This window comes from Streptomyces sp., from assembly GCF_031181555.1.
Lineage (GTDB): Bacteria > Actinomycetota > Actinomycetes > Streptomycetales > Streptomycetaceae > Streptomyces > Streptomyces fimbriatus.
On sequence record NZ_JAPSKQ010000265.1, the window covers coordinates 1 to 5,396 of the forward strand.

Genomic DNA, 5,396 nt, shown 5'->3' on the forward strand with positions numbered 1-5,396 from the left:
CCCGTCATGGAACGCATCCGGGTCCACCGCCTCGGCGGAGACAAGGCGTACTCCTCCCGACGCAACCGCCGCTACCTGCACAGGCGCCAGATCAAGCACGACATCCCCGAACCGAAGAACCGGCGCGCCAACCGGCAGAGCCGCGCAGCAAGGGCGGCCGACCCACCGGCTTCGACAAGACGGTCTGCAAGAGGAGGAATGAAGTTGAGCGGACGATCAACGACCTCAAGAACTCCCGGGCCGTGGCCACCAGGTTCGACAAACGCGCCTACGTCTTCCACGGCACCGTCACCATCGCCTCTGTCCGACTCCGGCTTCGTTCGTGATCCGCCGGACAGCCCCCAGGGGTTGTCTCCTTGGTGGCCTACGGGCGCCGCTCCTGGCGGTGGTCGAGGTGCTCGGCGTATGACTGCGCCGGCACTTTGAGCGCGTACGCGAGACCTGCGCGACGTGGATCCGCCGGGCCCATTGCCTGGTGGTTCCTGCCGACATGTCGACCAGGTCGAGCATCGGCAGGTGACTGTCGAGGAGGGCGTCGGAGCCAGAGCGATGGGCCACCTCGACATAGGCGTGGTTGTCCGCAGTGTTGCGGTCCCGAAGGAACTTCACGAGGTCGTCCATGGGTTCGTCTTCGCGCACCGGTGATGGTCATCGGGTGGGCTCACCGTGATGAGCCCACCCGTGGAGGTGGGGCACCTGGGGCCCAGACGAGGATGGCAGCGAAGCGGAAGAGCGGTCTGGTGAGCGATGGCGAGCCTGCCCGTCCGCAGGGCCGCACCGCGCCACTGCTTGAGCCGGTTGATGCATCGCTCGACCGCGTTGCGAGCCCGCCGGTCAGGCGGCAGCCGGCCCCGACAGCAGACGGGGCGGTGGTTCGGTGATGAGGACCTCGGCGCGGGTGTTGCAGCCGTCGGCGGGGGCGTCGCCGGTGTTCCAGTGGCGGAAGCTGTCGCGGCTGTAGCCGTCATGGGACTCGCCGCCCGCGGGCAGACGGCCGACGGCCTCGGCAAGGGAAAGCGTCTCGGGCGCGGCGCGGGCGGAGGTGGTGGAGAGGACGTTGGGCAGGACGGCGAACACCGCGACGACGAGGCGCGCAATACAGGCTTGCCCATGTCCTGGTGATAGCGGACTGGCCGCAGGGCGTGGTGGGCGTCGGCCGGTCAGACCACTCGTGCGAGGGGAAGCGTCGTACCGGGCCGGCGCGGCCGCCGTGGTCCGTGAGACTCGGAGCCACCGTCCGTCCGGCACGGGCACCCCGCTCGTACGCGCACGTCCGAGATGCACCTCGATCGCCGCTCACGCCCTCGGGTCCGCGAACGCGGGCCGTGTGCCGTACTTCTCGATCGCTTCGGGGTCGAGGGACACGCCGAGTCCGGGGGCGGAGGGGATGCCGAGGTATCCGTCGGCGTCGAGTTGCCAGCCCTTCGCGACCAGGTCGTCGACGTAGGCCGAGCCGGTCTTGTACTCGACGAGGTCGGTGGAGGCGAGTGCGGAGGCGAGCTGGAGATCGGCGGCGAGACCGATGGCCGTGTTCCATCCGTGCGGGATCAGGCGGATGCCGAGGTCCTGGGCCTCCCAGCCGATCCGGCGCGACTCGCTCAGTCCGCCTCCCTTCGTGGTGTCGGGCTGAACGATGTCGAAGGCGCGGCGCCGCAGGTAGGGGGAGAAACTCTGCCTGCGGGTGAGGACCTCGCCACCGCTGATCGGGACGGGTGAACCCGCACGCAGTTCGGCGTAACCGTCGAGGTCGTCCGGCGCGAGTGCCTCCTCGAACCAGGCGACGTCGTACTCGGCGAGCATCCGCGCGGTTCGCTTCGCCCATGCCAGACCGCCGGGGAAGAAGCCTTCGGAGCCGCCGGCGTCGACAGCGAGCAGCCGGTCGCCGATCGCGGCGCGGGCGGCGGCGACGGTGCGCTCGTCGGTGGCGGCGTCCACCCGTCCGAACTTCCACCAGCCGATCTTGAAGGCGGTGAAACCTTGTTCCACGAGTTCTGTCAGATTTTCCGTCATCGGTCCGGCCTCGTCCATGAGCACCGACGCGTAGGGGCGCACCCGGGTGCGGTAGCGGCCGCCGAGCAGTCGGCCGACCGGCTGGCCCAGTGCCTGGCCGGCGATGTCCCACAGGGCGATGTCGATGGCGCTCGTCGCGTGCGTGAGCGCGCCGCCCCGGCCCATCCAGAACGCGGTCTGGTGCAGCGTTTCGGTGATCCGCTCGACTTCCACCGGGTCCTGTCCGACGAGGTGCGGGAGCAGTAGGTCGATCGCTCCCCGGACGAGGGTCTCGGTGGTGAACGCGCTGCCGATGCCCGTGATGCCTTCGTCGGTGTGGACGGCGACGAGCGTGTGCACGACATCGTCCGGGCGCAGTTCGTTCGACCACCCGCCCTCGGGGGTCGCCCCGCGAAGACCGCATGTCTCGACTCGGGTGATTCTCATGAGTGCCCTCTCCCATGGGGTGTCATCGCCGCGGACGCCGGGCCGGGCGGTGGCTGTGTCGTGGGACCGTACCCGACCGACAGGGTGATTGTCGACAATCGACCATCCGGGATACAGTCTGCCGAACCCCTGCCGCGACGGGCGCTCCCGAGGGCCGAAGCGCCGCCCCTCCATGCCCAATCCCGCAGGTCACGCCACCGCTCGAAGGGATCGCCGCTTGATTGTCGACAAAGTACGACCCTGTTACGCTCCGCCCATGTCTGGACTTCCCGCGCTCCCCGCGCTCTCCTCCGCCTCCCTCGCCTCGCGCCGCGAAACCGTCGCGGACGTCCTGCGCGAGGCCATCACCTCGGGCCGCCTCGAAGCGGGCCAGAAGCTCACGGAGGCGGGAATCGCCGGACAACTGGGAACCAGCCGGGCGCCGGTCCGCGAGGCGCTGCGCCAGCTCGAGCAGGAGGGCCTGGTGATCTCCTACCCCTACCGCGGCACGGAGGTGCTCGGCGTCTCCCAGGAGGAGCTGGAGAACGTCCTCGTACCGGTCCGCATCTCCCTCGAGAAGTTCGCCTTCCGCAAGGCGATGCCCCGTCTGACCGACGCGGACTACGCCCATCTCCACTCCCTGGTCCGCAACATGGAGGCAGCGGCCGACGCGGCCGACGCGGCGCTGCTCGCCGACGAGGACATCCGCTTCCACGAGGCGGTCGTGACCTTGTCGGGGCAGCAGCACTGCCTGCAGATCTGGCGGTCGATCCAGCCCCGCGTGCGCGCCTACTTCCGGCGCGACGCGAGCCACTACTCGGACCCGACCGTGGTCGCCGAGCAGCACCAGGAGCTCATCGACGCACTCCGCGCGGGCGACGAGGACGCACTGGACCGAACCGTCACCGCCCACATCAACACCCATTTCAGAGCCCCCGAGGAGCCCTCCGAATGACCAGGACGATCCTGATCACCGGCGGCGGAAGCGGCATCGGCCGCGCCACCGCGTCCGAAGCCGCACGCCGGGGCTGGGCCGTCGGCATCCTCGACCGTGACGGCGAGAGCGCCGAACGGGCGGCTGCCGAAGCCCGGCGCAACGGCGCCCGCAGCGTCTGGTCGGCGGCGTCGGACGTCACCGACGAACGGGAGCTCGTCGACACGTTCGACGCGGCGAGCACCGCACTCGGACCGGTGGACGGAGTGACCGTGAGCGCGGGCATCGAGATCAACGCGCCGCTGCCCCACATGCCCCTCGAAACGTGGCGCCGGGTTCTCGACGTGAACCTCACCGGCACGTTCCTGACCGTACGCACAGCCGCCCGGGCCCTGCGGGACGCCGGGAGACCGGGCTCCATCGTGTGCGTGTCGTCCCCTTCCGCGTTCGTCGGCTTCGCGGGGGGCTCGAACAGCGCGTACGGGGCGTCCAAGGGTGGAGTCTCCGCCTTCGTGAGGGCTGCCGCCATCGACCTGGCCGCGGACGGCATCCGCGTCAACGCGCTCGTCCCCGGCGCCACCGATACGCCCATGCTCTACTTCGGCCTCGACGGTGCGGAGCTCGAAGCCGAACGCGCACGTCTGAGAGACGCCGCGGCACGGCAGATCCCGCTCAGGCGGATGGCCGATCCCGCCGAGATCGCGCGCGCCGCCGTCTGGCTGCTCTCCGACGAGGCTTCGTACGTCACGGGCAGTCACCTGGTGTGCGACGGCGGCCTCACGGCCAAGAGCGCGAACGACTTCTGACCAACCCGCCCATCCCCGTTCAAAGGCAGATCCGCATGACGACTCAGGCGATCGGTACCACGACACGGGTAGTGGCGGACGGTCGCACCCCCCGGGCAGCACCGGACTCGCACCCGCAATGACCAGCCATGACAGAATTCGCTATGGCTCTTCCCCGGCCGCCGCCAGAGTCAACCGATGAACTCCGGCACCGTGCGCGACGCGTTGCGGAAACTCGGCATCCCGGTCGAGAAGGGCCGCACCTCCGTCATCCGCCGGCTCGTCCTCCAGGCCCCGGCGCCCGTCATCGCTCAGGCACTGGGCCACCACGACGAGAGCACCACCCGCATCGCCACCGAGGCCGGAGCCCCCTGGAAGAGCTACGCGCCCGGCGACCACGCACGCTGAAACGGCCCCGCCACGGGCTACGCGCCGGGCGAAAGACCTCACGGCTCGGCTGTCTTCCCCCACAGTGGTGACCATGCTGAACCGAGTAGCCGTCCTGTCCGACATTCACGGAGTCCTGCCGGCCCTGGAGGCAGTACTCGCCGAACCAGACGTCAGCACCGCCGATCACATCGTGCTCACCGGCGACATCACCGCCGGCCCGCAACCGGCCCAGGTCCTCGACCTGCTGACCGGCCTCGGCGACCGCGTCATCTGGATCAGCGGCAACGCCGACCGCGAACTCCTTGAATACCGCCGGGGGCAACGCGACACGATCCCCGATCCGATCGCCCCCTGGGCAGCCGCACAGCTCCGCGAGGACCATCTCGACCTTCTCAGCTCGCTGCCACGATCGCGCTCCCTGTCCTTGAACGGCCTGGGGAAGGTGCTGTTCTGCCATGCCACCCCTCGGGACGATGAGGAGGTCGTCCTGGTCGACTCCCGTCTCGACCGCTGGAAGGAAGTCCTGGGCGGACTCGACACCGACATCCGCACCGTGGTCTGTGGCCACACCCACATGCCGTTCGTCCGCCTCGCCCACGGCCGACTCGTGATCAACCCCGGCAGCATCGGCATGCCCTACGGGCGAACCGGAGCACACTGGGCCCTCCTGGGCCCGGGCGTCGAACTCCGCACCACGCACTTCGACCTCCAAGCCGCAGCCACCCGGCTCGGTCAGGAGTCGTCCTACCCCGACATCACCGAATGGGCCGACTACTTCCTGCACGCTCGCGCGACGGACGCCGACGCCCTCACAGCCTTCGCCCCGCGGGACGGACGCGACCACAGCCCGTGACACTCGCTCCCCGTCCACG

At 69.8% G+C, this 5,396-nt stretch carries 6 protein-coding genes and 1 pseudogene; 5 read left to right on the plus strand and 2 right to left on the minus strand.

All coding sequences use genetic code 11. The features are described from left to right. Positions 1–326: pseudogene (locus RIM90_RS30220) on the plus strand (IS5/IS1182 family transposase); the annotation flags it as partial. A 508-nt stretch (positions 327–834) separates the two neighbouring features. Here the strand turns inward: RIM90_RS30220 and RIM90_RS30225 are convergent. Then, positions 835–1,077, minus strand: coding sequence for a hypothetical protein (locus RIM90_RS30225; protein WP_309063933.1), 243 nt, complete (start codon positions 1,075–1,077; stop codon positions 835–837). A gap of 219 nt (positions 1,078–1,296) precedes the next feature. Continuing rightward, positions 1,297–2,436: a mandelate racemase/muconate lactonizing enzyme family protein gene (locus RIM90_RS30230; RefSeq protein WP_309063928.1), complete on the minus strand. Its 1,140-nt coding sequence runs from the start codon at positions 2,434–2,436 to the stop codon at positions 1,297–1,299. A gap of 256 nt (positions 2,437–2,692) precedes the next feature. On the opposite strand from RIM90_RS30230, the gene RIM90_RS30235 reads away from it, so the two are divergent. The 4 genes from RIM90_RS30235 to RIM90_RS30250 all read left to right on the plus strand — a co-directional run bounded on the left by RIM90_RS30235 (position 2,693) and on the right by RIM90_RS30250 (position 5,377). Next, positions 2,693–3,370 (plus strand): GntR family transcriptional regulator, encoded by a 678-nt coding sequence (locus RIM90_RS30235; RefSeq protein WP_309063929.1) that lies wholly within the window; start codon positions 2,693–2,695, stop codon positions 3,368–3,370. Beyond that, positions 3,367–4,155, plus strand: coding sequence for an SDR family oxidoreductase (locus tag RIM90_RS30240; protein WP_309063930.1), 789 nt, complete (start codon positions 3,367–3,369; stop codon positions 4,153–4,155). The genes RIM90_RS30235 and RIM90_RS30240 overlap by 4 nt, the downstream gene beginning before the upstream one ends. A 177-nt stretch (positions 4,156–4,332) precedes the next feature. Next, complete coding sequence (locus tag RIM90_RS30245; RefSeq protein ID WP_309063931.1) at positions 4,333–4,542, plus strand: hypothetical protein; 210 nt, start codon at positions 4,333–4,335, stop codon at positions 4,540–4,542. Between the two features lie 73 nt (positions 4,543–4,615). Further along, positions 4,616–5,377 carry a metallophosphoesterase family protein gene (locus tag RIM90_RS30250; RefSeq protein WP_309063932.1) on the plus strand — a complete coding sequence of 254 codons (762 nt, stop codon included), beginning with the start codon at positions 4,616–4,618 and terminating at the stop codon, positions 5,375–5,377. Positions 5,378–5,396 lie beyond the last annotated feature (19 nt).